This window comes from Planktothrix prolifica NIVA-CYA 540, assembly GCF_963864145.1.
GTDB classification, from domain to species: domain Bacteria; phylum Cyanobacteriota; class Cyanobacteriia; order Cyanobacteriales; family Microcoleaceae; genus Planktothrix; species Planktothrix agardhii.
The window spans coordinates 1,899,514-1,923,378 of the sequence record NZ_CAWLTW010000001.1 but is presented as its reverse complement, the minus strand read 5'-3'; the positions used below and the strand labels follow the sequence as shown (position 1 = coordinate 1,923,378).

The window sequence follows — 23,865 nt, the reverse complement described above, 5'->3', positions numbered from 1 at the left end:
GGTGTGATGGAACCAATTTATATTTTAGGTGCTGGCCCAGCCGGACTCGCGGCGGCTTATACTTTAACCAAGCAAGGTCAGTCCGTGGTTGTGGTTGAGCGGGATGGTCAGGTCGGAGGATTAGCCAAAAGTATAGAATATCAAGGCTTTATCTTAGATTATGGCCCCCATAGATTTTATACAAAAATTGCTCCAGTTTTGCAACTTTGGGATGAAGTTTTAGGGGATGAACAAGTTACAGTTAATCGTTTAACTCGGATTTATTATGGGGGAAAATATTTTAGTTATCCCTTAAAAGCCAAACAAGTTTTATCCGCATTAGGATTAATTGAAAGTTTAAGAATTGTGCTATCCTATTTAGCTGTTAGATTATTTCCTAAACCCCAAACTAATAATTTTGCTGAATGGGTAGAAAATAAATTTGGCAAACGATTATCAGAGATATTTTTTGAAGGTTACACCGAGAAATTATGGGGTATTCCTTGTACAGAAATTAGTCCCGACTGGGCCGCCCAACGAATTAAAGGATTATCGTTATCAAAAGCAATTAAAAACGCTATTTTAGGCAATGATGGGAAAGTTAAAAACCTCATAGACCAGTTTCAATTTCCCCGTTTGGGTTCGGGTCAACTCTATGAAAAAATCGCCGACTATTTACAACAACATCAACAACCGATTTTATTAAATACGGAAGTTATTCAAGTTCATCATCACAATTCTCAAGTTTCCCATATCACCCTGAGAAACCGCATTACAAAAGCGGAAAATACCGTGGCTTGTGGGGGATTAATTTCTTCTATTCCTTTGACCCATTTTGTTCAACAATTGCAATCTTCTCCCCCTGAAAAAGTTATAGATGCTGCTAAGTCTCTGAAATTTAGAAATACAATTTTAGTCTATTTAATTGTAGAAGGTGGCAATCTTTTTCCCGATAATTGGTTATATATTAATGACCCCAGAGTTGAAGTTGGACGGGTGACAAATTTCGCCAACTGGTCGCCAGAAATGTTAGCTAATACTGAACAAACTCCCCTTTGTTGTGAATATTGGTGCAATTTTGGCGATGATTTATGGCAATGTCCAGAAGATGAATTGAGAATATTAGCTGAAAAAGACCTACGCAAAATTGGGTTATTAAAAAATCAAGCGGTTTCCGATGGATTTATTGTTCGTTTACCCCGAACTTATCCTATCTATGCAGGAAATTATCAAGCTGCTTTATCGGAAATTCAAGGCTATTTACAAACCTTCCAAAACTTGCAATTAGTCGGACGTTATGGTGCATTTAAGTATAATAATCAAGACCATAGTTTATTAATGGGAATTTTTGCGGCGGAGAACGTTCTAACTCCTGGGAAACATAACCTCTGGAATGTTAATAGTGATAGCGAATATGTGGAAGAAGCTCACGCAGAAGCCGCCACAACCGCAGCCACAAATACTCGTCTATCCCGACGTCGCCAAACCTTAAAAACCTTACGAGAATTTGGCGGTTATTTATTCACGGGTGGCGCGGCTACTATTGTCGATGTTCTGATTTTTTCTATTCTCATTCATTCAGGATTATGGTATGTTTTTGCATTAGGAATTAGTTATTTTATCGGATTAAGTACCAACTTTTGGCTCAGTCGTCGCTTTGTATTTGGAATTTATTGGAAAAACTGGTTTGTTCAATATGGCGTGTTTGCGACGGTTGCTTTAAACAGTTTGTTAGCCAATTTAGGGTTATTACAACTGTTAATTAATGAATTGGGATGGCATCCAACTATATCTCGTTTAGCCAGTGCTGCTTGTGTCGCCACGATTAGTTTTACCGGACATAAGTTGTATTCCTTCTCATCCTCAAATCAATCAAATAATCAAGTTTCTGAACTGCAATCTTAACTATAGCAATCCGTGTAGGATTTGTGATAAAAACCTGTAGGGGTTTGGTTTCCAAACCCAGGCGCAAAGAGGGTTGGGAGACCCAACCCCTACGATAAAATATTCAACTTTTCCTACCTGTTCCCTGTTCTCTGTTCCCTGTTCCCTTCTTAAAAATGTCTGAACAAAAACAACAGGCTAAAGTGAATTTAACCACTATTTTTGTGATAACTTTAGCCACTTGGTTGATTCTGATTCCTTTCGTTAATTCGATTAAAATTCCCTTTGGAAATAATCAAACTGGGGTAATTTCTTTAGCCAGTATTAATAATATTAGTCCCTATACAGACTATCTCAAATATATTATTTTACTCCTAACTCCCCCGTTAATTGCGACTCTGGTTTTAAACCTAAATCAAAAACCCCTGAGAATAATTTTAAGGGTTATTAACCATCGTTATACTTGGATAGTAATTAGTTCTATTCTATTACTAACTTGGTTAATTAATACTCCCTTTAACCAATTTAGAATTAATTCAACCTTAATTGATTCTTTCCATGAAGGGGAATTTTTAGGATTTTTACCTAACTTTATACAACTCAAACAACCCTTTATTGATACCGTTTTAATTCATGGGTATGGTGTTGATGTGCTTCCAAGTTGGTTAGCTAAAAATATTGCTACTCAAAATAATGGAATTGCTTTAACTCGGTTATTCGTAAACCTAGAAAATGTAATTACCTGTGTAGGCTATTTTTGGATATTATGGGAATTAATTAATCTGGCAGAAATCAATAAAAATAGATTAAAAATATTCTTAATTTCTTGTATTATTTTTTGTGTTTTTGATGGAATTTTCTATAAATTCGATGGACGCAGGGGAACCAGTTTCATTATTCAATTAGCTTTAACCTTACGATTTTTTAGAATAGCGGAAAGTCAACCCAAGCAAGCCCAATGGTTATCGGTGTTAATTGGAGCTTCAATTCCCAGTAGTTTTTTCTATATCTATGACCGAGCTATTTATTTTATTGCCGTTTATCTTTGTGCTTCTATTCTATCATTATTTCTTGATAAAAAAACCACAATTATTTGGCTTAGAGGAACGTTAATTGGTATTATTTCTGTTACTATTATTAGTATAATATTCCTGGGTTTTGAACAAATTAATGCCATTATCTCTCAAGTTCTATATTGGGGAAAATATGGACGCTATATTTCTTTTATTCCCCTTCCCCCCTTAGAATTAAGCTGGACTTCCCAAACCTTTTGGTTATCAATGTTTTTTCAAAGTGCGGTTTTAGTTTATCTAATTTTAGACTTTAAAAATCAAGAATTAAAACTCCGTCCCTTTGTTCAAAAAAATACTCTAATTATTCTACTCTTAACTCCTGCATCCGTTTACATGAGAATTACCCTTGATAGAAGTGATATCGGACACGCCTATCATGGCGCATTAATTACCACATTTTTAGTTATTTACCTAATTTATCTGGGATATAAACATCAAATAGAACCGCAATTATCCCAACTTAATATAACTCCAATTCAACAAAGTTTAACCGTTCTTCTCTTGATTGTAATTATTTTATCAGAACCCGGTTTTAATTTAGTTAGAGGGATGGAAAAAATAACTCAACTCCCTACATTTTTATCCACTCCCGACTCCAAACTTTTAAAACCAGATTATTTAGAAGCATGGAACACTCTTAAACCCGAAATCGAGCAACAATCTTGCTTTTTCACCTTAACCTCCGAAGGATTATGGTATTATTTATTTGATAAACCATCCTGTTCCAAATATGGTTATGTTCTCTATGCTAAACCTACGGTTGCTCAACAGCAAGTAATTCAACAACTGAATGAAACCAAACCCAATATTTTATTATTAACCAATGAAATCTGGTATCAAAATCCTTGGGATGAGATTTTAAAATCCGAATCTGCGTCTTTAATTTATCAGAATGTTTTAACCACCTATCGACCCTATAAAACCGTTGAATCCCATTGGTTTTGGAAACGTAATAATCAACCATTAAAATTAACTCAAACTCAATCTTTAAATGGTAATATAGAATCCCTTCCTACCCAACCTATTCATCAAAGTGATAATTTATCCATTGGTGGTTGGTCAATTCTTCCTGAATCTTCCCAACCTGCGGATGCAGTTTATTTAAGTTTAGGGAAAAAAAATCAACTGATTGCTGTTGGTCAAGTTAATATTCCTAGACCCGATGTAGTCCAAGTTTTATCTAATCCTAAATATGAAAAATCCGGCTGGATAATTCGAGTTCCAACAGCAATTTTACCCCCAGGAAATAATCAAATGAAAGTCTGGAGTTATGACTCTAAAAAAAATCAACTTACTCAAATTGGAAAAGGTTTCAATTTAGAAATTCTCTCCTAACCCCCGTTGTTGCGCTTGAGCGCACTCTTTCAAATAATTTTTATTAATTTGGGATTACCTTAATGGAGAAAGCCATGAAGAGCTTACTACGGCAATTTTACCCCCAGGAAATAAGTTGTTGCGCTTCAGCGCACTCTTACTCAATAAAATAATTTTTATTAAATTAAACATTTTATTGAGTTTAATATGACATAATTAACAGAGAAAATCTGAAAGATTGTTTCCTATGGCGACCCTAAACCTGAAACCCACCCATAAACCCATTAGAGCTTATTATGACGCTTTACAACAGTTTGCAAAATTGGGAGTTTCCCACGAATTAGCGGTTAAAGACGCCTTTGCAGACCTCTTAAAAGCCTGTTGTCCACAATTTGAGTTAACCTTAATTCCTGAAAAAGAAATTAAATTAGCCACAGGTAAACGCATTCGGGTTGATGGTGCTTTAGTTCGGGATGGAAGTATTAGATATGGCGTTTGGGAAGCGAAAGATAGTCAAGATAAATTAGAGCGCGAAGTTAAACAAAAATTTGCGTTAGGTTATCCTAAAGAAAATATTATTTTTCAATCTCCTGAACGAGTAATTTTATGGCAAGGAGGAAAACAAATCTGTGATCAAGATATCACAAAACCGCAGATTTTAGTTGAGACGTTAAAGTTATTTTTTGAATATCGCACCCCGGAAATTGCCCAATGGGAAATAGCGGCGGCAGAATTTGGTGGCCGGGTTAAAGATTTATCGGGTAAATTGATTGATTTAATCGAAACCCAACGCAAAATTAACCCGAAATTTATTCAAGCGTTTAGTGAATTTACGGAAATTTGCCGTCAAGCAATTAACCCGAATCTTTCTGAAGCTGCGGTGGAAGAAATGTTAATCCAACATCTGCTGACAGAACGAATTTTTAGACAAATTTTTAATAATCCTGATTTCACCCGTCGCAATATTATTGCGGTGGAAATTGAAAAGGTAATTCAAGCATTAACTTCTAAATCTTTTAGTCGAGATCATTTTTTAGGGGAAGTTGATTATTTTTACCGCGCTTTGGAAGATGCGGCTCAAACTATTGATGAATTTAGCGATAAACAGCATTTTCTGAATACGGTTTATGAGAAATTCTTTCAAGGGTTTGCGGTTAAAGTTGCGGATACTCACGGAATTGTTTACACACCGCAACCCATTGTTAATTTTATGGTAAAAAGTGTTGAGGATATCTTACAAAAAGAGTTTGGGAAGTCCTTAAATGACAAAGGAGTGCATATTCTTGACCCATTTGTGGGGACGGGTAATTTTATTTTACGGGTAATACAGGAAATTAAAAAAACTGCCCTTCCCTATAAATATGAACAGGAATTACACTGCAATGAGGTGATGTTATTACCTTATTATATTGCTTCGATGAATATTGAGCATCAATATTTTGAAGCTACGGGAAGTTATAAAGCTTTTGAAGGCATTTGTTTAGTTGATACTTTTTCTGACCAACAGGTGCAACAGTTATCTTTATTTACCCCTGAAAATACCGCCAGGGTTCAACGTCAAAGAAGTTCACCGATTTTTGTAATTATTGGAAATCCTCCTTATAATATGGCTCAAGTTAATGAAAATGATAATAATAAAAATCTAAAATATACGAATAAAGATAAAACCGGAATTGATGATCGAGTTGCTGCAACTTATTCTAAAGATTCAAAAGCAACGAATAAAAATGCTCTTTCTGATCCTTATGTTAAAGCGTTTCGTTGGGCTTCGGATAGAATAGGAGATGAGGGAATTATTGCTTTAGTTACGAATAATAGTTTTATTAATGATATTCCTTTTGATGGAATGCGATGTAATTTACAAAAAGATTTTGATGCAATTTATATTTTAGATTTAGGGGGAAATGTTAGGAAAAATCCTAAACTTTCAGGCACAACGCATAATGTTTTTGGAATTCAAGTTGGAGTTAGTATTAATTTATTAATTCGTAAAAAAAACAACCGATCAGAACCTGGAAAAATTTATTATGCAACCGTTGATGAGTTGTGGAGAAAAGAAGAAAAATACAGCTATTTAAACCAATGTCAAAAATGGGATGTTGTGAAATGGAAAATGATTGAACCTGATAAAAAATATACTTGGTTAACTGAAGGTTTACAAGATGATTTTGAGACATTTATCCCTATTTGCAATAAAGAAACAAAAAATAAATTTGATCATGATTCAGCTATTTTTAAAATGTATAGTATAGGAGTACAAACGTCACGGGACGCATGGGTATTTAATTACCAAACCAATGAATTAATCAAAAATGTAACATCCTTGATGAAAAACTATAATCATCAAGCTGAACTATGGCAGCAAAGACAACCCAATGATACAGTAGATGAATTTGTTGAATATGACGATACTAAAGTTAAGTGGAGTAGTCATTTAAAAGAATCTCTAAAAGCAAATTTAAAAGGAAAATTTGCACCAGAAAAAATCAGAAATTCGCTATATCGTCCTTATTGTTTAGAGTTTTTATATTTCGATGATATTTTAAATCATCGCAGAGGTAAATTTCCCTATATATTCCCTACACCTGATAATGAAAAAGAAAATCGAGTTATTGCTGTAACTAATCATTCACAAATTCCTTTTTTAGTACAAATAACGAATTTTATTCCATCTCTTGATGTCGGTGGTCGTCCTGGTCAATGTTTCCCCTTCTATAGCTACGACGAAGACGGAACAAACCGAAAAGAAAATATTACCGACTGGTCATTTGAACAATTCCGAAACTATTACCAAGATCCGACTATTACAAAATGGGATATCTTCTATTATACCTATAGCCTTTTGCATCATCCCACCTATCGAGAACGCTACGCCGCCAACCTCAAACGGGAACTTCCTCGCATTCCCTACGCGCCAGATTTTCACGGTTTTGCTAATGCTGGAAAACAATTAGCAGACCTGCATCTTAACTATGAACAACAACCCGAATATCCGCTTAAATTTATTGAAAATGATCAAGTTCCCTTAGACTGGCGAGTGGAAAAAATGAAACTTAGTAAAGACAAAACCCAAATAATTTATAATGAGTTTCTCACCTTAAGCGGTATTCCTCCTGAAGTATTTCAATATCGTTTAGGAAATCGTTCCGCATTAGATTGGGTGATTGATCAATATCAAATTAAAACCGATAAACGTAGTGGAATTGTCAATGATCCTAACCGTTTAGATGATGAACAATATATTGTTAGGTTAATTGGTCAAGTGATCACCGTTAGTTTAGAAACCGTTAAAATTGTTGATAGTTTGCCCGATTTGGGATTAGTTTGATGGAGAAAGCCCTAAAGGGCTTACTACTTTTATTATTTTTAATTGATTCCACCGCTTATTACGAGGAACAAAAACCTGGGCTTAGGTAGAGTTTTTAGGAGAAGTAAAAGAGACAGTAAACTTCCTCATGCTATATCCTGAAGCTGGTTCAAACGTTAGAAGTTCTGTTCGTCGGGTGATTTTGCCCAAGTTTTCTTACTCTCTATTTTATCGTATCCTAGAAGAAAATCAGATAGAAAGGAGGAGCAATCACTCTTTAATTACCAATAGATATAGAGCGCGAATTCTTAGTCATATATCACCTAGATTGCTTCGGCAGATTGCAATTGATATTGGCTTGACAGTTGAGAAAATGTTGGAGTCGCGGTGAGTTAAAATAGAGAGCGATCACTTCTTTTATATCAATAAAACCGATCGCTCTAGGATTAGTATTTCAAGGTAGAATCTTGAAATGAGCGACAAGCACATAGCAAAAATATCTTGTCATTTATTGCTTGTTTTTCTTTGCACGAAGGGTAGCAACATCTTGCCAAAATGTTTCCCGTGTTACCTGTTTTATGGAGGTTTCCCTCTCTTTTGTATAGTCACCTCGTCCCCAGCTAAATTCTTGTAGAAAGCGAAGGGTAGCAACTTGACCTAAGTTTTCAACTAGGACTTGATAGCCTTTTTCTCGAAGTTCAAGGGATGTCATAGTTAGATTCTCCTTCAGTTTGAAAAACAGACATTAGCCAAATTATAGGATTTGAGATGGCAACGTTAAGATGATCAATATAACGAGTTACTCGGTTTAGCAAGCGATATGTAGTAAAATGTTATCTAACAATAGATAAAATAGTTATAAGCTAAATATGTTAACTCAATACATTCAGGCTGCGATGAAGCAAGCTCGGTATGAAATTTTTCCTGATGACGGGACTTTCTACGGAGAAATTCCTATCTGTGAGGGAGTATATGCAAATGCTGTAACTCTCGAAGCTTGTAGAGAAGAATTGCAAGAGGTATTGGAAGACTGGATTTTACTTGGTCTCACGCTGAATCTTCCTTTACCCGTCCTTGATAATATCGACCTTACAATTACTAAAGAAGTTGCCTGATGCCTCCTTTAAAACCAATTAAACGTCGAGACTTAATTTATTACCTGAAACAACTGGGATTTGATGGCCCCTATTCGGGAAAAAGGCATCAGTTTATGTTGAAAGAAAACCTTCGTGTTACTATTCCTAATCCCCATAAAGGTGATATCAGTACAAACTTTTTAGCTAAAATTTTGCGACAGGCTAAAGTTGATATTAGTGATTGGGAAAATCTCTAAAGTTGAGTTTTTAAGATTGTCTTTGATTTTGAGGTGCCACAGCACCGCCTAATAATCCTTCGGTACTAATATCTTCATCTATTTCTTCCCAATGAATCCCATAACCCCCGCCACAAATTTCCCATTTTTGTAATTTAATTGTTCGGGATTAGCTTTTAATAGTCGAGGGAACCAAGCTAAGGGGGTGGTGAGAGTGCGTCCATCCATTAATTCCACACTAAAAGCATCTTCATGGATGAGAACATTTTTTACACGAATATCAGTTTGAATTGCCAAAGTATTCATACCATGCCTCTAAAAATTTTTGTTGATTGACTTCCACAAGAGATTGTATTTTTCTTAACTCTTTAGGATTAAATCCTATATTTTTGGCTAAAGATACGGTCGATAACCAGAATTTAGCTGAGAGATTATCTCTATCAATGTGAATATGGGGAGGTTCGTTGGGTTCATGGCTGTAAAAATAAAAGCGATAGCTTTCAAATCTTAAAACTGTTAGCATTTTTAATAGATACTTTTACCCTAATATATTTAATGATATTGATTTGATTTTGTCAATTTCAGTTGGACAAACAGACATTAACCATCATACATTCCCAAGCATGAGCCTGGGAACGAGGAAATTCTTAACCAGTCATAATAATTTAGAGCGATCGCTTCTTTTCTATTACTAAAAGCGATCACTCTAGGATTATGATAGAATTGAGCTATCATAAAATCCTTAAATACTATGACTATTGAAAATCTGGAAGCTCAAGTTATGGCATTGCCAAGGGATTCTCAGGCAATATTGCTATCCCGACTCTTAAAACACTTGGGACAAAGTAGGGAAATTGATCCAGAAGTTACGGCTATCTGGAGTGAGGAAGCCCAAAGGCGCGATCGCGAAATGGATAGCGGCGAAGTTACTCGCATTCCGGCTGAACAAGTGTTTGATCGACGGGGTAAAGAACTTTATGAAAATGTTATCCGCGCTCAAGTAGAGACACCGGAGAATATTGGCAAGATTATTTCAATTAATGTGGAGACGGGTGAATATGAAATTGGTGAAGACTTGGTAGTAACGAGTGGCAAATTACAGGCTAAACAGGCTAATGCAATAATTTGGGCGGAACGGATTGGTTTTAATGCGGTTTATGCCGTTGGTGGTACATTGGTCAGGACGGCAGAATGATACAAGGAAATGTAGTTGGGCGACAAGCTAGAATTAGTTTAACTTTGCGTCTGCCAGAAAATTTAGATATAGAAATTGAGTGTGTTGTTGATACAGGTTTTGAAGGCTTCTTGACCTTGCCATCTTCTGCGATCGCCAAACTTGGGTTGCCTTACATTGGTGAAATTAATGCAAATTTAGCCGATAATTCTAATGTGGCAACTAACGTTTATTTGGCAACTATTTTGTGGGATGGTGTAGAAAAAGATGTTGCAGTGCTAGGAATGGGTCATCGTCCGCTCATCGGGACTGCACTACTTGAAAATTATCATCTCAGTATAGACTTCTGTGATGGTGGTACGGTTCTTGTGGATGATATTTTGCGATCGTGAGTGAGGAGGAATTTGATTATAATTTTGGGTGCGATCGCTTCTTTTATATTAATAAAAGCGATCGCTCTAGGATTAGTATTTTAAGGTAGAATCTTGAAATGAGCGACAAGGGAATTACACTAGGGATTGCCTTTGATTTTGAGGCGCCGCAGCACCGCGTAATAATCCTTCGGTACTAATATCTTCTTATTCTCCTATTAATGCTAGTGCTTGATTCATTACCCGGTCAGACAGATACATTCCTGATAAGCGTAATTTTTCTAAAATCGGGCGTGCGGTAGGAATGATACCTTGTTGTTTAGCATTGAGAACTAAACCTAGTGTTCCCCGAACCGGAATCCCCAATGCTGCTGCACAGTGGCGGGCTGCTAGATCATCGAGGATTACCTCTGTGCCAGGATGGACATAACCCCAAGTTAGTACGGCGGATTCACCTGCACCTAAATCCCAACTCTGAATCACAGTTGGTACTGGCGGAGTTTCCACAACAACTAGCCAGTTTTTCTGAACCAGTGCTATAGCGGTTACATCCATTTCTCCATAGGTCTGAATCTCTGTTGCTACAGCAGCAGGTACGATAATTTCTTGACTGATAATCTGCAATAATTCCAAAACCCCACCCTTTGTTAAGAATATTAGAGGAGAGGTATTGATGGCAGGAGGGATGACTTTATTATCCAAAGAATCAGCCACGCTCAAGCTCCCGTTGTAGGTCATTAAAGTCAATTACAAACACATCAACTTGCTCACGCGCTAGAGCATCTAAGAAGTCTCTGCGGTTTAAACCCGCAATTTGGGCGGCTTTTTCCTGAGAAATTTCAGCTTTTTGATACCAATAGATAGCAGCAGCTAGGCGCATATCCTGAACAAAATCATCAGGGGGAAGGCGACGGGCTGAAAAAATTTCTTCAGGTAACTCTAATGTTACTGTAGTCATTGTTTTTGGGGAGGTTGACGTTTTTTATCTGATCATAGCAGTTCCAACTAGAACCAGGAAGCGATATAAATTTATTTATAATAATAGCGATCGCTTCTTTTATATCAATAAAAGCGATCGCTCTAGGATTAGTATTTTCTCGTTTCTAGGTTCTACCTAGAAATGATATTCGGGTGGCTCTGCCACCTAAAACCAGAGGCAGAGCCTCTGATCAGACATTCCCAGGCTCCAGCCTGGGAACGAGGGAAATTGAGTGTGTTGTTGATACAGGTTTTGAAGGCTTCTTGACCTTGCCATCTTCTGCGATCGCCAAACTTGGGTTGCCTTACATTGGTGAAATTAATGCAAATTTAGCCGATAATTCTAATGTGGCAACTAACGTTTATTTGGCAACTATTTTGTGGGATGGTGTAGAAAAAGATGTTGCAGTGCTAGGAATGGGTCATCGTCCGCTCATCGGGACTGCACTACTTGAAAATTATCATCTCAGTATAGACTTCTGTGATGGTGGTACGGTTCTTGTGGATGATATTTTGCGATCGTGAGTGAGGAGGAATTTGATTATAATTTTGGGTGCGTTAGTGACTATGATAATGTGTTTGGATGCCTTGAATCAATTCATAATTCATTGTATAGTCAGAACCCTCTCTTGTATCAATTCTATTCCAACCACCAGCCCATTTCTCAGAATTAAATATGTTATCCATAAAACGGTTAAATTCTCCCCCAGAATATCTGGCACTATACTTTTTAAAGTCACCATTTTCCAACCAAAAACGCTCTGGCGAACTAGGATATGACTCTTTACAATGTAGATGAAGATGGTAACTAATATTACCTGTGCGAATAGGAACTCCCATTCGTTCGATTTTTAAATTAAAATAATAATACTTTTGATGATTAAGAGGTTGATTTAAAAGAACTATATCTATTTTTGCTCCAGGACCGGTGGCAATTAAAGTTTTCCACCCCTCAGAAATCCATTGTTCATTGTCGTAATCATAATAAGCAATAGCAAACTTCATCAAGTAGGGTTGGTTAAGAGCCAAAATATTCTTTTTTGATACAGACGCTTTTAACATAATGTGATTACACTTAAATTTCAATCCAATTATATTTTGTGTGTTTTACCTTTGACAACTCAAAACCGTAGCATTCAGCACCCAATTTTTCTAACCATCCCGAACCAATTTAGTAGGATTCAGTACAATTCAGTTGACAAAGTAGGATTCGGTAGGATACATTACAAACAATCTCTATCTGTGTCTACTGATGAAAAATGTTGAAGATGTGTTAGAGTGGGCCGATAACATGATTTTTGATAAAACCGGAGAAAATCTCACACCGATACAGGAAGCAATATTAACAGGTGTTTGGGACAGAAAAAAATATCCTCAAATTGCTAAAGATTATAATTGTAGTGAATCTCACATTAAAAAAGAAGCAGCTAAGTTATGGGAAAAGCTGGGTGAAGATTTAGGACAAGACCTGAAGAAGTCTAATTTTCGTTATAAATTAGAGAAAAAACATAAGGTTTCTCAAGATTCCCAATTAGGTTACTGTTTATTACAAGTTGATAATATTAATATTGGTGGTCAATTCATACAAACTATACAAAATCAAAAACCGCGATCGCAATCTCCCCCAGAAACATCCCAAACTCAAAATCAATCAACAATTATCAATTTAATAGAAGCACCCGAATTAACAACCTTTTACGATCGCACTTCAGAACTCTCTACCCTCAAACAATGGATATTAGAAGACCATACTCGCTTAATTACCATTTATGGATTAAGTGGAATAGGAAAAAGTGCGATCGCCCTTAAACTCATCGAAGAAATTAATACGCAATTCGATTATATTATCTGGAAAAGTCTTAATAATATTCCTACGCTTTCAACGCTACAAACCGAACTTAAACAATTCTTTTCTCAATCTCAACAAACTCCCTTATCTACAGTTATTGATTATTTTCGTAACTCTCGCTGTTTAGTGATTCTTGATGACTTACAGGATATTTTTAAACCCGGTGAATTAGCAGGTCAATACTTACCCGGATATGAAGATTATAGTAAATTCTTTAAACAAATTGTCACATCGAATCATCAAAGTTGTTTAATTCTCCTGAGTTGGACAAAACCCATAGAAATCGCCAATTTAGAAGCAGAAAATAGACCCCTACAGACATTAAACCTGAAAGGATTAGGAAAAGAAGCAACAGAAATATTCAGGGAAAAAGGATTAATAGATCAGGAAAACTGGTTAGAATTAATTACCCTATATCAAGGTCATCCGTCCTGGTTAAAGATTATCGCTTCAACAATTATTGAACTGTTTAACGGTAGTGTTTCCTTGTTTTTAACTGAACAAAATGATATTTATTTTGGGGACTTAGAACCCAGTTTAGAATCTCACTTAGAGCGTTTATCGGAATCAGAAAAAACGGTAATTAATTGGTTAGCGAATCAAGATCAACCTGTGAATATTTCCCAAAAACCTGCTAATATTGAATTATCTAAACCTCAATTCTGGCAAGTGATACAATTATTAATTCGACATAATTTAATTGAAAAAGTCGAAGCAGAAGGGCGATCGCTATTTCTATTAAATCCAATTTTTCAACACTATATTAAACAGAAGATTAAGGGTTAGGATTGCTATAGTTCTTAATATTCTCAGAATTAATCGCTATCATTCTCCGACAATCACTCAAAGAATGATAGCTGAAAACATCAATAATCTTTGGCTTTTTTGTACCTAATTTTTGGTGAATGAAACAGTCATAATGAGAGACTTTCAAGCTGAATTTCAGTCTTCATTTTTTAGTGTCTTTGTGGTTTATTAATTCACAGAAAATTGTTTTAATTTCCCAGGAATAACCGCCCCTTTTTCTGTTATAATAGCGGTAATTAATTCCGCCGGAGTCACATCAAAAGCCGGATTAAAAAATTCCACTCCTTCGGGACAAATTCGAGTAGTTCCCACCTGATAAAGTTCTGTCGGATCTCGTTCTTCAATCGGAATTTCATCCCCGGTTGCTAATTTAAAATCCACCGTTGATAAGGGTGCAGCCACGAAAAAAGGAACCTTGTGAGCTTTAGCCACAATTGCTAAACTATAGGTTCCAATTTTATTCGCCGCATCGCCATTAGCTGTAATTCGATCTGCGCCCACAATTACCGCATGAATTAACCCCTGTTTCATACAATGGGCTGCCATATTATCGGAAATTAATGTTACTGGAATTTGATCTTGTACGCATTCCCAAGTAGTTAATTTTGCTCCTTGTAACCGGGGGCGAGTTTCGTCGGCATAAACTCGATTTAACCGTCCTGAATTCCAAGCGGAACGAATAACTCCTAATGCGGTTCCATAACCGCCTGTTGCTAAGGAACCTGTGTTACAATGGGTGAGAATATTGAGTTTTTCAGGAGTTTTAGGTAATACAATTAACCCCGCTTCTCCAATAGCAAAACAGGTTTTAATATCGTCTTCTCGAATTGTATTGGCTTTGTTTAATAAGGCGGTTTTAATCTCCTCAATTGTGCCGGGGGTTTCGGTTGCCGTTTGCAACATTTGATCAATTGCCCAAAACAAATTAACTGCCGTGGGACGGGTTGCCCGCAGGACTTGGGCAATGGGTTCTAGTTGGTTCAAAAATTCCTGACGGTCTGAAGTTTGAATCTCCCTCGCCCCCAAATATAACCCATAGGCGGCCGCAATTCCAATGGCTGGTGCCCCCCGAACAATCATGGTTTTAATGGCTTCTGCCATTTGTTGATAGGTGGTAATTTCTATGCGGGTATATTCATCGGGGAGACGGGTTTGGTCGATCAGGGAAGCGCGATCGCTTTCCCAAATAATCGGATAAACTTGAGTTAAAGTTGAGGTCATTTTTAGAGTTAAAATTGATAGTAGAATATTGTTGCCAGTTATTCAATTATAAGTCTAAATTGAACTTTAACAACGTAAAACTGACTCGTTAATTTTGTGTTTGCAATAGCTGTGATGCCGTCAAAGGAGAGGGTTGGTTATGGTCTGATAATAAACTAGAATTTATTACCATATCCCCGGTAAAAATAGCCTGTTCATAGAGTCCCGTTACTAAAATAAATACGGTAATCTGTTGTTGGATGGGGTCAATAATCCAATATTCAGGGATACCTCTGGCTTGATATTGTGATCGTTTATAACGATAGTCTCGCTGTTGATTTTCCTGACCAGGACTAACAACTTCTACCACCATTTCAGGGGGTGGCATATCTATTGTAATTAAGGAGCGACTTGCCCCCTCCATCACCTGTGCTAAGGTTTCTGTTAATACCATTAAATCGGGAACACGCACTGTAGTTCGACTCCCCATAACCACCAATTCGGTTTTCATTGTTAACCGAGAAAAGGAAACTCCCAATTGCAGAAAATAGGCAAACAAAAAACAAGCAATACGTCGATTAATTTCGCTTTCAGTCGGCATTAATAGAAGTCTCCCATCCTCTAGCTCATAACCAGTATCGGTATCTTGAGCATAATTGAGAAACTCCTGCAAGGACATGATTTTTTCAGTCGTTGCATGGGTCATAGTTGCTTGTCCTCCCATCAACCTATCGGGTGATCCTCATCTATTATAATAATCCTAGACAAAATTAGGTTAAATTGAATTTAAGTTTTAATCTTGTCCAAATCCCACTAATTTTATAGCACAAATACTTGAACCCAGCTTTATATAATCGTTTAAAATCATAGTCAAATAAAATAGCCATCATATCTTCTAAAGATAAATCCTTGAGATAATAAACTCCTTTATCAATAGACTGGTCACTATATTGTAAATATTTACTCAAACCCATTTGTTCTGACCAGTTCCAAGTTTGAGTATAGGTTTGTTTGATTTCTTGACGATATTCGGCAAAATTAGTTATTTTTCCCGATAGATAATCCTGAATATATCCCGCCGCAATATTAGCATTTTCCATACCGTGACGAATACCCTCCCCGCCCAACATATTCACCATGGAAACCGCGTCTCCAATGGCAATAATATTATCCTGATAATAAATATCTTCCAACCCACTACAATATTTTAACATTCCCCCATGATGGTTAATAATTTTATAGGGAATTTCTGTTAAATAATCCGTTAATAATAATTCCAGATATGAACGTAAAGTCTGAGTTTGATTTACCCATTCATGGGAACGATTTAATTGGGCAGAACCGACTTTTAAGCGATTATTTCCCATCGGAAAAATCCAAGAATAGCCCCTGGGCATCCAACGATGACCCAAAAAGAAAATTAAATCTTGAGAATATTTTTGATAATCATTTTGTGAAAGTTCAATTAAATATTCAATTCCTGTCCCGGTTAAATAATTAGGTTGGGGTGCTTTTTTAGCATACATAACAGCCCGAGTCGGCCCAGTCCCATCGACTAAAACTTGAGTTTCTACTGAAATAATTTTCCCGGTAGACCGTTGTTTTAATTCAACAATTGTATTTTGATTCTCTTGAAAATGCTTAATATAGCGATATCCCATCCATACCTCACCGCCCTGGTTAGTAACTTCTGTAGCTAAAAATCCCCGTAATTTAGCAAAATCTAAAACAGCCCCCAAAGGTGTTGGAGACTGCCATTTTTGATTAACATTTGTGGTAATAATCACTAGATTTTGCCAAAAACTTCCAACAACAGTTTCAGGTAAATTGAATTTTTCCAAGGTTTCTAAAGGTGTGGCGGCACTGGAAAAATCATTTTTATAAAAAGTTTCATGTTGTTCAACTAATAACACTTGCTGACCCGCTTGGGTAAGTTTTCTTGCACATTGACCTCCGGCTGGCCCCGCACCAATAATCACAACATCAAAACGTTTCATCGGAATAAAATCTCAAGTTTAAAGAGCTATTATAGTTTAACAAATTACTGTTAATTTGATCTGATGATTTTGGATAGATGCCCAGAGGTCAATATTTTGCGCGGTTTAATTTTTAGAATTGATTTCTCCTTTTAATTCAGGACTTTTTGAGGAGGTTATACTCGATGAAGATTGCAGAATTATTGGGTTGAAAGCAGGAACTTGACAGGTGACTGTATTGGTTTTAGGTAAACAAGCAATGGGTTGAGTCAAAACCGAAGGAATAGAAACAAATTCTCCTTTTAAAACAAAGTCATCGGCATTCAAGACAACGCCTAAAATTTCTTGGGTAGATTTGATTTTAATAACTGCATCATCAGTCCGTCCATCCCCATCAAAATCAATTAATTTCGTATAGTCTAAATCGGTTTCATTGATGCCATCGGTTAAGCCAATTTTATCACCATCATTGAACCAATCAAAATTAGAAATCACAGGAGCATGAAACATATTATGGCTGGCATCTTGAGTTTTAAGGACAAATATATCAGTATTGCCGTTACTACTGGTGGTTTGGGCATTTCCCGACATCGGCATGAACAAACTAATCATAAAAGGAACAATTGTGGCAATTAAACAGCTACGAACTTGATTGGAAATCATACATTTTCCTAATGCTTTGATTTCACTCTACCCGGGGATTGAATAGCTTTAGTGGTTAGTGAGTGCTACTATTCTAAGTTCTACAAGGTTGATATAAAATTGGGGGGTCTATTCCAAGAAAAAACCCTGATTAACTCAAGCAAAATCAGGGTTTTAGAGGTTGTGTCTGTTGGTGAGAAAATAGACAGTTAGAAAATTGGAAAGTTTGCCTTTACACTCTTTAATATCCAGGGGAAACCCGGATTATCCCAAAACCCTAATTTTAAGGATGGGATTTCCCAGTTGTTTTTTGCCTCTTATTTCAACACGGTTTTAGAGACAATTCGGGTTTTCTTCTTATCACTTTCGGATAATTCTTCTCCCGATTGTAAGCGAGTAGCACTGGTTTGTAACACCGTTGCTGCGTTTTTATCCCCCATTTGTAAAGCAGTTTTAGCCGCAGTTTGTAACATAGTTGCTGCCCCCGCCCGGTCGCCTTGTTGCAGTTTGGTTTCGGCAATTTGAGTTTGACGATATTTGGCTAAGGTTAAAATTTGTTGCTGCACAAACCCATCCATTTTAGGTTGATAGGAACTGACAAAATTACCTTCGACAATCACCAAATCAGAATATAAATTTTTTAAATCTAAGGAAGGATCATCATAGCGGACTTGAACATGGGCGATCGCTTGTTTTCCTGGGGGAAATTTGTCAAAATATAAATTGGCTAAGACCACCCGATCCATATCTTTCATCACATCCCCTAAACGGACAATCCATTTATCTCCTTCTTTTTGGATTGGTAATTCAATCGTATCGGGGGCAACTTGGGCGATGGGTTTGAGTTCGGCTAACCGAACATTAGGCATTAAATCCAATAATAAATAGGAATTAGTTAAGCCCACCGACTGCATTTTATTGAACAAACGGCTGAATTGATCCAACGCTTGTTCAGGATGTTCAATATAGGCTAAAGTTCCCCCGGCAGCATCGGCAATTTTTTCTAAAACATCGGAGTTCCAATCTTCACCAAACCCCAAAGTATTAATAGTTAAGTTATAACTAGCGGCGAGTTTGGCTAATTTTAAACAGCGATCATTATCTCCATGTTCGTTTTCACCATCGGTTAATAAAAAACCTTGGGAAATTCGTTCCTGTTTGCCTTTTCCTAATTCCTCAATTCCTAATTTTAGCCCTTCATCAATGGCCGTCCCCCCGGAGGTTTTTAAAGCGTTGATTTTCCGTTTAATATTTTCCAAATCCGTAATATCTTGATTCGGAATTAAAACTTTAGCGCGATGATCAAAGGTTATAATAGAAATGCGATCGCCAGGTTTTAATCGATCCACTAACTCAATTGCCGCCTGTTTCACGGTTTCTAGGGGTTTTCCACTCATGGAACCGCTATGATCTAAAATTAGGCACAAATTCAAAGGGACATCAGCATCACTTTCAGAGGGAAAAGCCGAAATGGAGATCGCCAACTGACGTTGACTGTTGCCAACGGACAGATCAAAGTTGGGATCACTAAGAATTGCTTGTAAACTGAGTTTCATTATGATTACCTGAAGTTGCGCTACTATTTTTATAAGTTTAAGGTTGAGAATTCCTGATGAGAGAACCCATTCAAGCTGTGCAATCGGCATATTCTTACACCGATAGCCCGATTCGGACTCCCCCGCCAGATTTGGAATCCCTTCTGTTGAAGGAAAGGATCGTTTATCTGGGACTTCCCCTGTATTCGTCCGATGACATCAAACGCCAAGTGGGGATTGATGTTACTGAACTGATTATCGCTCAACTGCTTTACTTACAGTTCGACGATCCCGATAAACCTATCTATTTCTACATCAACTCCACGGGAACTTCCTGGTATGGAGGGGATGCAATTGGGTTTGAGACTGAAGCTTTTGCCATTTGCGATACTTTGGGCTATATTAAGCCTCCGGTTCATACTATTTGCATCGGTCAAGCCATGGGAACCGCAGCCATGATTTTAGCCGCGGGGACTAAAGGTTTCCGGGCGAGTTTACCGAATGCAACCATTGTTTTAAATCAAACCAAAAGTGGGGCAAGAGGTCAAGCAACGGATATCCAAATTCGGGCAAAAGAAGTTCTCGATAATAAGAGAACCATGTTAGAAATTTTAGCAAAAAATACCGGACAATCGGTAGAAAAAATTTCTAAAGATACTGATCGGATGTTCTATTTAACGCCAGAAGCAGCCAAGGAATATGGCTTAATTGATAAGGTGTTAAAAAGTCGAAAAGAACTTCCCGCATTGGTGGCAACGGTTTAAAATTAATTGAAGTTAAAAAGGTAAAAGCTATGCCGATTGGAGTTCCAAGTGTTCCTTATCGTCTTCCAGGTAGTCAATACGAAAGATGGATTGATATTTATACCCGTTTAGGTGTAGAACGCATTTTATTTTTGGGTCAAGAAGTCACCGATAGTTTAGCCAATCGGATTGTGGCACAAATGCTATATTTGGATGCGGAAGATTCTAATAAGCCAATTTATTTGTATATCAATTCTCCGGGGGGATCGGTAACAGCAGGTATGGCAATTTACGATACCATGCAATATATTAAAGCCGATGTGGTTACGATTTGTGTGGGTTTAGCGGCTTCCATGGGGGCTTTTCTATTAGCCGCAGGAACCCCCGGAAAACGGTTAGCCTTACCCCATGCCCGGATTATGATTCACCAACCGTTAGGCGGGGCAAGGGGGCAGGCAACGGATATCGAAATTGAAGCCAGAGAAATTTTGAGAATCCGCAGTTTATTGAATGACATTTTAGTCACTCGTACCGGGCAAACCTTGGCAAAAATTCAGAAAGATACGGATCGGGATTATTTCCTATCTGCCCAAGAAGCCAAGGATTATGGTTTAATTGACCAAGTGATTGAAGAACGGGCAACCGTGGCTTTAACCGCAGGTTAAGGGTTAACAATTCACTATAATATTGGATGGGTTTTTCCCATCCATTTATCCTCTATTTGCTTTTCTATTTGTGAAATTCATCTCCCATATTATTAACTTAAGTCACTGATACAATTAGTGATGGATACAACCGACTATTATCGACAATTAGGGTTAAGATTAGGGGCGAGTTTAGAGGCGGTGAAGACCTCTTATCGTCAGCTTGCCAGACAATATCATCCTGACGTCAATCCTGGGAATGAAGTCGCTAGAGATAAGTTTATGGCGATTACAGAAGCCTATAAATTTTTATTAACTATCGCTAAATCAGAAGCGGAATTAGCACCCGTTACGGCTTCAAAAAAAACCGTTACATCGGGATCTAAAGTTCCCCAATATCAACCTACAAAAGTTAAAATCACGCCCAAAAGTCCACCGATTGAGTTTAATCCTGAATTAACAAAAGAAGAACAAAAAATTAAGGAAAATTCCTATTTACAGTTACAACAATTATTAAAATACAAGCGTTTTCCCAGGGCGATCGCATTAATTGAAGGGTTAGCCCAACGCATTCCCCATGATCCTGAAATTAAGCAATGGCAAGCGATTTCCTATCAACGTTGGGGACGACAATTAATTACGGAAAAGCAGGTTGATAAAGCGAGAAATTATTTAAAAAAAGCCTTAAAAACCGACCCCCATAATCGGGCATTATGGGCAGAAGTGGAACGGGATTTTAGACAATTAGAAAAGATTTATTAATCTTAAAAACTCAATTTGTCAACTATAAATCTTTATTATATTCGATATAAAACAGTTAAAAACTCGGTTTATTAAATTGTTTATTTCAGTGCTAATTATTCATAAAAAGCAGAACTTCGCCCAAACTTCCTAGGAGGATCGATAATCTGAAAACAAACAGCTTTCGGATTAAAAGCAATAATAGTTTTAGATCTACCCAGGAATTCAATACTATAACATTCCTCTGGTATAATTGGTGCAACAATTTTTTGGGTTCCTTCCCAATTATAAATATGTACTTCTTGACAAGATTGAACTCGTTCTAAGTTCAAAAGCCAGTAAAAAGTTTTACCTAAAATTGCCAAGGTGCGTAACCCTTCAGGTGATTCATTCAGCGCAGTTAGGTCATCGGAGTATCTAGCCTGACGTTCTTCAGGAGTGATACCTGTTCGGACAACTACAATTTCATTAGTCATGTTGATATTTATTTTAAAAATGATTTAGCGATCACCTATTTTAATAGTAACACCAATTATCAAATTGCTCCTATTAGTTCCGGTGCGATCGCAGTTGGAGAACCCGTTTTTGCGGCCGGATTTCCCATGTACGAAGAACACAGTTTTCAAACCACCTTTGATCAAGGTTTGCAAGTGTTTCGTTTCACCCAAGGGATTATCTCTATTTTACCGCCAAAATCTTTACCGCAAGGATATCGTTTGGGTTATACCAATGAAATTCAAGTGGGGATGAGTGGGGGGCCGATTTTTAACAGTTGGGGGCAATTAATTGGGATTAATGGCAGACTGAAAAACCGTGATCCTGATTTTGGGGTTTATGCCTTTGAAGATGGCACAGAACCCTCTCAAGAAATGTTGGAATTAATGGTTAATTCCAGTTGGGGGATTCCGATTATTCCCTATTGGCATAATACCTTAATTCCTCAACCTGTAGGGGCGGGTTCCGTACAAATTTCTGATCTTAACAGATCACCTTTCTAAACCGCCCCACCCCACCGTTAATATTCAGTTAATCATTAATTTGGGGATGGGTTCGGGGCGGGTTTTGGGAGATTGTTTGTGGGTATTAAAGGTTAACGCGAACCCGCCCCTACAGGGATGGTGAAATGTGGAATTGACAGATAAGTAAAAAGGAATTATTATGGGAGATTAGCGATTAGAGTATATCTTTTATTGGGAGAGTATTATGAAATTTATTAAGTATAACTTTGGTAAGCTCGTTGTTAATTATTAAACCAGCTTATCTTGGTGTTAGTTTATGAAAATATTTCTTTGGAATGAAGACAAAAATAATCAGCTTTTAGCGGAAAGAGAAATCTGTTTCGCTGACGCAATTCAAGCTATCAGTCAGGGAGATTTATTAGATGTAATCCAGCATCACAATCAACAAAAGTATCCTAACCAAAAGATTTTTATCATAAAAATTAAGGAGTATGTCTATCTAGTCCCGTTTGTAGAGAATGATACCGAGATTTTCCTCAAAACTATTATTCCCAGTCGCAAAATGACCAAAAAATATTTAGGAGTATAAAACATGAATTCTTTAGAACCAGAAGAAAAAAACTTGTTAGATAGTGTAGAAAACCAGGAATGGCAGAGTATTGCTAATCTGACTCAAGCAGTAGAGAATTATCGGGAATTTGCCCAAAATCATGTTACTAGACTAGCAGAAAGTCCGATTAGTATTACACTCGATCCAGATGTAGCGAAAGTATTTAAGACTTCCGAATTAGTTAATCAAGTTTTGCGTGTAATAATGAAAAAAAACCTAGCAGTTTCCCTAGAAGAAACTGAATCGTGAACTATCAGTTTAAGTTTGAATCCTGAATTGAGGTAAATTATGGATAGGATTAAGTTTTGGCGAATCGCTTTTATCATTTGAATCAATGTAGGGGCGGGTTCACCGATCAATTTGGCCACCCACCAATAATCTTGATAAACCCGCCCCCACTCAACGAATAACCTCGAATAACCATCCCCGCCTCACCGTTAAATTCAATTAATTGTTGATTTTTGGGTATAGTTGCACATTTGTCAACCAGACAAATGTGCTATAAATTATCCTATGATACTAAATATTCTATTTTGTCCTTCAAAAAAATTATTAATAGTGAAACTGCCCAATGGTCATCTAGCAGATTTAGGCAATAAAATAGAAGAATATTCTCTAAATCTGAATCACCAAGCCGGAAAAAATAAAGCTATTTTGTTTGCCAGCAAGTTAGGGATTACCCTAGAAAATGCTGAACTGCTCAAACAGGCTTTAAAAGAAGCTGCTATAGCAATCCTAAATCAGTTGTAATATTTCCATCTATCTCG

Annotated in this window: 28 protein-coding genes and 1 pseudogene; 16 read left to right on the top strand and 13 right to left on the bottom strand. The window is 37.0% G+C overall.

The window, feature by feature from the left end:
- Nucleotides 1–6 precede the first annotated feature (6 nt).
- From AC559H_RS08860 to AC559H_RS08850, 3 genes are all read left to right on the top strand, one after another.
- Nucleotides 7–1,884, top strand: a complete 1,878-nt coding sequence (locus AC559H_RS08860) for a GtrA family protein (protein WP_026794341.1) — start codon at nucleotides 7–9, stop codon at nucleotides 1,882–1,884.
- A gap of 155 nt (nucleotides 1,885–2,039) precedes the next feature.
- On the top strand, nucleotides 2,040–4,271 hold the full coding sequence (locus tag AC559H_RS08855) for a hypothetical protein (protein WP_026794340.1): 2,232 nt from the start codon (nucleotides 2,040–2,042) through the stop codon (nucleotides 4,269–4,271).
- 226 nt (nucleotides 4,272–4,497) lie between these two features.
- Nucleotides 4,498–7,578 carry a type ISP restriction/modification enzyme gene (locus tag AC559H_RS08850; protein ID WP_026794339.1) on the top strand — a complete coding sequence of 1,027 codons (3,081 nt, stop codon included), beginning with the start codon at nucleotides 4,498–4,500 and terminating at the stop codon, nucleotides 7,576–7,578.
- A gap of 487 nt (nucleotides 7,579–8,065) precedes the next feature.
- Here AC559H_RS08850 and AC559H_RS08845 read toward each other — a convergent pair whose 3' ends face one another.
- Nucleotides 8,066–8,269 carry a hypothetical protein gene (locus AC559H_RS08845; protein ID WP_026794338.1) on the bottom strand — a complete coding sequence of 68 codons (204 nt, stop codon included), beginning with the start codon at nucleotides 8,267–8,269 and terminating at the stop codon, nucleotides 8,066–8,068.
- 157 nt (nucleotides 8,270–8,426) lie between these two features.
- Between AC559H_RS08845 and AC559H_RS08840 the strand changes: the two genes are divergently transcribed.
- Together AC559H_RS08840 and AC559H_RS08835 are read left to right on the top strand one after the other, a co-directional pair.
- Entirely contained in the window at nucleotides 8,427–8,672 is a 246-nt protein-coding gene (locus AC559H_RS08840; protein WP_026789136.1) for a type II toxin-antitoxin system HicB family antitoxin, read from the top strand.
- On the top strand, nucleotides 8,672–8,890 hold the full coding sequence (locus AC559H_RS08835; RefSeq protein ID WP_026794337.1) for a type II toxin-antitoxin system HicA family toxin: 219 nt from the start codon (nucleotides 8,672–8,674) through the stop codon (nucleotides 8,888–8,890). The genes AC559H_RS08840 and AC559H_RS08835 overlap by 1 nt, the downstream gene beginning before the upstream one ends.
- 10 nt (nucleotides 8,891–8,900) lie before the next feature.
- Here AC559H_RS08835 and AC559H_RS08830 read toward each other — a convergent pair.
- The 3 genes and pseudogenes from AC559H_RS08830 to AC559H_RS08820 all read right to left on the bottom strand — a co-directional run bounded on the left by AC559H_RS08830 (nucleotide 8,901) and on the right by AC559H_RS08820 (nucleotide 9,604).
- Nucleotides 8,901–9,097 (bottom strand): annotated as a pseudogene (locus tag AC559H_RS08830) (DUF2442 domain-containing protein).
- 52 nt (nucleotides 9,098–9,149) lie between these two features.
- Nucleotides 9,150–9,392, bottom strand: coding sequence for a DUF4160 domain-containing protein (locus AC559H_RS08825; protein ID WP_026789142.1), 243 nt, complete (start codon nucleotides 9,390–9,392; stop codon nucleotides 9,150–9,152).
- Between the two features lie 77 nt (nucleotides 9,393–9,469).
- Nucleotides 9,470–9,604: a hypothetical protein gene (locus tag AC559H_RS08820; RefSeq protein WP_267879827.1), complete on the bottom strand. Its 135-nt coding sequence runs from the start codon at nucleotides 9,602–9,604 to the stop codon at nucleotides 9,470–9,472.
- Between the two features lie 16 nt (nucleotides 9,605–9,620).
- Between AC559H_RS08820 and AC559H_RS08815 the strand changes: the two genes are divergently transcribed.
- A complete protein-coding gene (locus AC559H_RS08815; RefSeq protein ID WP_036832937.1) occupies nucleotides 9,621–10,064 on the top strand; it encodes an addiction module protein in 444 nt (147 codons plus the stop codon).
- On the top strand, nucleotides 10,061–10,435 hold the full coding sequence (locus AC559H_RS08810; protein WP_026794335.1) for a clan AA aspartic protease: 375 nt from the start codon (nucleotides 10,061–10,063) through the stop codon (nucleotides 10,433–10,435). Before AC559H_RS08815 ends, AC559H_RS08810 begins: the two co-directional genes overlap by 4 nt.
- Nucleotides 10,436–10,621: 186 nt before the next feature.
- Here AC559H_RS08810 and AC559H_RS08805 read toward each other — a convergent pair whose 3' ends face one another.
- Nucleotides 10,622–11,128, bottom strand: a complete 507-nt coding sequence (locus tag AC559H_RS08805) for a PIN domain-containing protein (protein ID WP_227350290.1) — start codon at nucleotides 11,126–11,128, stop codon at nucleotides 10,622–10,624.
- On the bottom strand, nucleotides 11,121–11,372 hold the full coding sequence (locus tag AC559H_RS08800; RefSeq protein ID WP_026794333.1) for a UPF0175 family protein: 252 nt from the start codon (nucleotides 11,370–11,372) through the stop codon (nucleotides 11,121–11,123). The genes AC559H_RS08805 and AC559H_RS08800 overlap by 8 nt, the downstream gene beginning before the upstream one ends.
- Before the next feature lie 173 nt (nucleotides 11,373–11,545).
- On the opposite strand from AC559H_RS08800, the gene AC559H_RS08795 reads away from it, so the two are divergent.
- A complete protein-coding gene (locus AC559H_RS08795; RefSeq protein ID WP_237157161.1) occupies nucleotides 11,546–11,917 on the top strand; it encodes a clan AA aspartic protease in 372 nt (123 codons plus the stop codon).
- A 33-nt stretch (nucleotides 11,918–11,950) separates the two neighbouring features.
- Here AC559H_RS08795 and AC559H_RS08790 read toward each other — a convergent pair whose 3' ends face one another.
- Nucleotides 11,951–12,454: a hypothetical protein gene (locus AC559H_RS08790; protein WP_026794331.1), complete on the bottom strand. Its 504-nt coding sequence runs from the start codon at nucleotides 12,452–12,454 to the stop codon at nucleotides 11,951–11,953.
- Nucleotides 12,455–12,644: 190 nt separating this feature from the next.
- On the opposite strand from AC559H_RS08790, the gene AC559H_RS08785 reads away from it, so the two are divergent.
- Complete coding sequence (locus tag AC559H_RS08785; RefSeq protein WP_026794330.1) at nucleotides 12,645–14,027, top strand: helix-turn-helix domain-containing protein; 1,383 nt, start codon at nucleotides 12,645–12,647, stop codon at nucleotides 14,025–14,027.
- 189 nt (nucleotides 14,028–14,216) lie between these two features.
- On the opposite strand, the gene mtnA is transcribed toward AC559H_RS08785, so the two are convergent.
- The 5 genes from mtnA to AC559H_RS08760 form a co-directional block, all read right to left on the bottom strand.
- Nucleotides 14,217–15,269 carry an S-methyl-5-thioribose-1-phosphate isomerase gene (gene mtnA, locus AC559H_RS08780; RefSeq protein ID WP_026794329.1) on the bottom strand — a complete coding sequence of 351 codons (1,053 nt, stop codon included), beginning with the start codon at nucleotides 15,267–15,269 and terminating at the stop codon, nucleotides 14,217–14,219.
- A gap of 88 nt (nucleotides 15,270–15,357) precedes the next feature.
- Nucleotides 15,358–15,954 carry a Uma2 family endonuclease gene (locus AC559H_RS08775; protein WP_026794328.1) on the bottom strand — a complete coding sequence of 199 codons (597 nt, stop codon included), beginning with the start codon at nucleotides 15,952–15,954 and terminating at the stop codon, nucleotides 15,358–15,360.
- Nucleotides 15,955–16,018: 64 nt separating this feature from the next.
- The gene (locus AC559H_RS08770; RefSeq protein WP_026794327.1) at nucleotides 16,019–17,245 is read right to left on the bottom strand and encodes an NAD(P)/FAD-dependent oxidoreductase; all 1,227 of its coding nucleotides are present in this window, start codon (nucleotides 17,243–17,245) and stop codon (nucleotides 16,019–16,021) included.
- A gap of 105 nt (nucleotides 17,246–17,350) precedes the next feature.
- Entirely contained in the window at nucleotides 17,351–17,887 is a 537-nt protein-coding gene (locus AC559H_RS08765) for a hypothetical protein (protein WP_051319658.1), read from the bottom strand.
- Nucleotides 17,888–18,183: 296 nt separating this feature from the next.
- On the bottom strand, nucleotides 18,184–19,422 hold the full coding sequence (locus AC559H_RS08760; RefSeq protein WP_026794326.1) for a vWA domain-containing protein: 1,239 nt from the start codon (nucleotides 19,420–19,422) through the stop codon (nucleotides 18,184–18,186).
- A 56-nt stretch (nucleotides 19,423–19,478) separates the two neighbouring features.
- Between AC559H_RS08760 and AC559H_RS08755 the strand changes: the two genes are divergently transcribed.
- The 3 genes from AC559H_RS08755 (at nucleotide 19,479) to AC559H_RS08745 (ending at nucleotide 21,550) form a co-directional block, all read left to right on the top strand.
- Nucleotides 19,479–20,165, top strand: coding sequence for an ATP-dependent Clp protease proteolytic subunit (locus tag AC559H_RS08755; RefSeq protein WP_026794325.1), 687 nt, complete (start codon nucleotides 19,479–19,481; stop codon nucleotides 20,163–20,165).
- Nucleotides 20,166–20,194: 29 nt separating this feature from the next.
- On the top strand, nucleotides 20,195–20,809 hold the full coding sequence (locus tag AC559H_RS08750; RefSeq protein WP_026789153.1) for an ATP-dependent Clp protease proteolytic subunit: 615 nt from the start codon (nucleotides 20,195–20,197) through the stop codon (nucleotides 20,807–20,809).
- A 120-nt stretch (nucleotides 20,810–20,929) separates the two neighbouring features.
- Complete coding sequence (locus AC559H_RS08745; protein WP_026789154.1) at nucleotides 20,930–21,550, top strand: J domain-containing protein; 621 nt, start codon at nucleotides 20,930–20,932, stop codon at nucleotides 21,548–21,550.
- Nucleotides 21,551–21,645: 95 nt separating this feature from the next.
- Here AC559H_RS08745 and AC559H_RS08740 read toward each other — a convergent pair whose 3' ends face one another.
- Nucleotides 21,646–22,005 carry a hypothetical protein gene (locus AC559H_RS08740; protein ID WP_026794324.1) on the bottom strand — a complete coding sequence of 120 codons (360 nt, stop codon included), beginning with the start codon at nucleotides 22,003–22,005 and terminating at the stop codon, nucleotides 21,646–21,648.
- Between AC559H_RS08740 and AC559H_RS08735 the strand changes: the two genes are divergently transcribed.
- The 4 genes from AC559H_RS08735 (at nucleotide 21,937) to AC559H_RS08720 (ending at nucleotide 23,848) form a co-directional block, all read left to right on the top strand.
- On the top strand, nucleotides 21,937–22,527 hold the full coding sequence (locus tag AC559H_RS08735) for a S1 family peptidase (RefSeq protein WP_081693653.1): 591 nt from the start codon (nucleotides 21,937–21,939) through the stop codon (nucleotides 22,525–22,527). The genes AC559H_RS08740 and AC559H_RS08735 overlap by 69 nt on opposite strands.
- 277 nt (nucleotides 22,528–22,804) lie before the next feature.
- Nucleotides 22,805–23,077 (top strand): BrnT family toxin, encoded by a 273-nt coding sequence (locus AC559H_RS08730; protein ID WP_026794323.1) that lies wholly within the window; start codon nucleotides 22,805–22,807, stop codon nucleotides 23,075–23,077.
- Between the two features lie 3 nt (nucleotides 23,078–23,080).
- Complete coding sequence (locus AC559H_RS08725) at nucleotides 23,081–23,347, top strand: hypothetical protein (protein ID WP_233422955.1); 267 nt, start codon at nucleotides 23,081–23,083, stop codon at nucleotides 23,345–23,347.
- Between the two features lie 309 nt (nucleotides 23,348–23,656).
- Nucleotides 23,657–23,848, top strand: a complete 192-nt coding sequence (locus AC559H_RS08720) for a DUF6883 domain-containing protein (RefSeq protein ID WP_081693700.1) — start codon at nucleotides 23,657–23,659, stop codon at nucleotides 23,846–23,848.
- Nucleotides 23,849–23,865 lie beyond the last annotated feature (17 nt).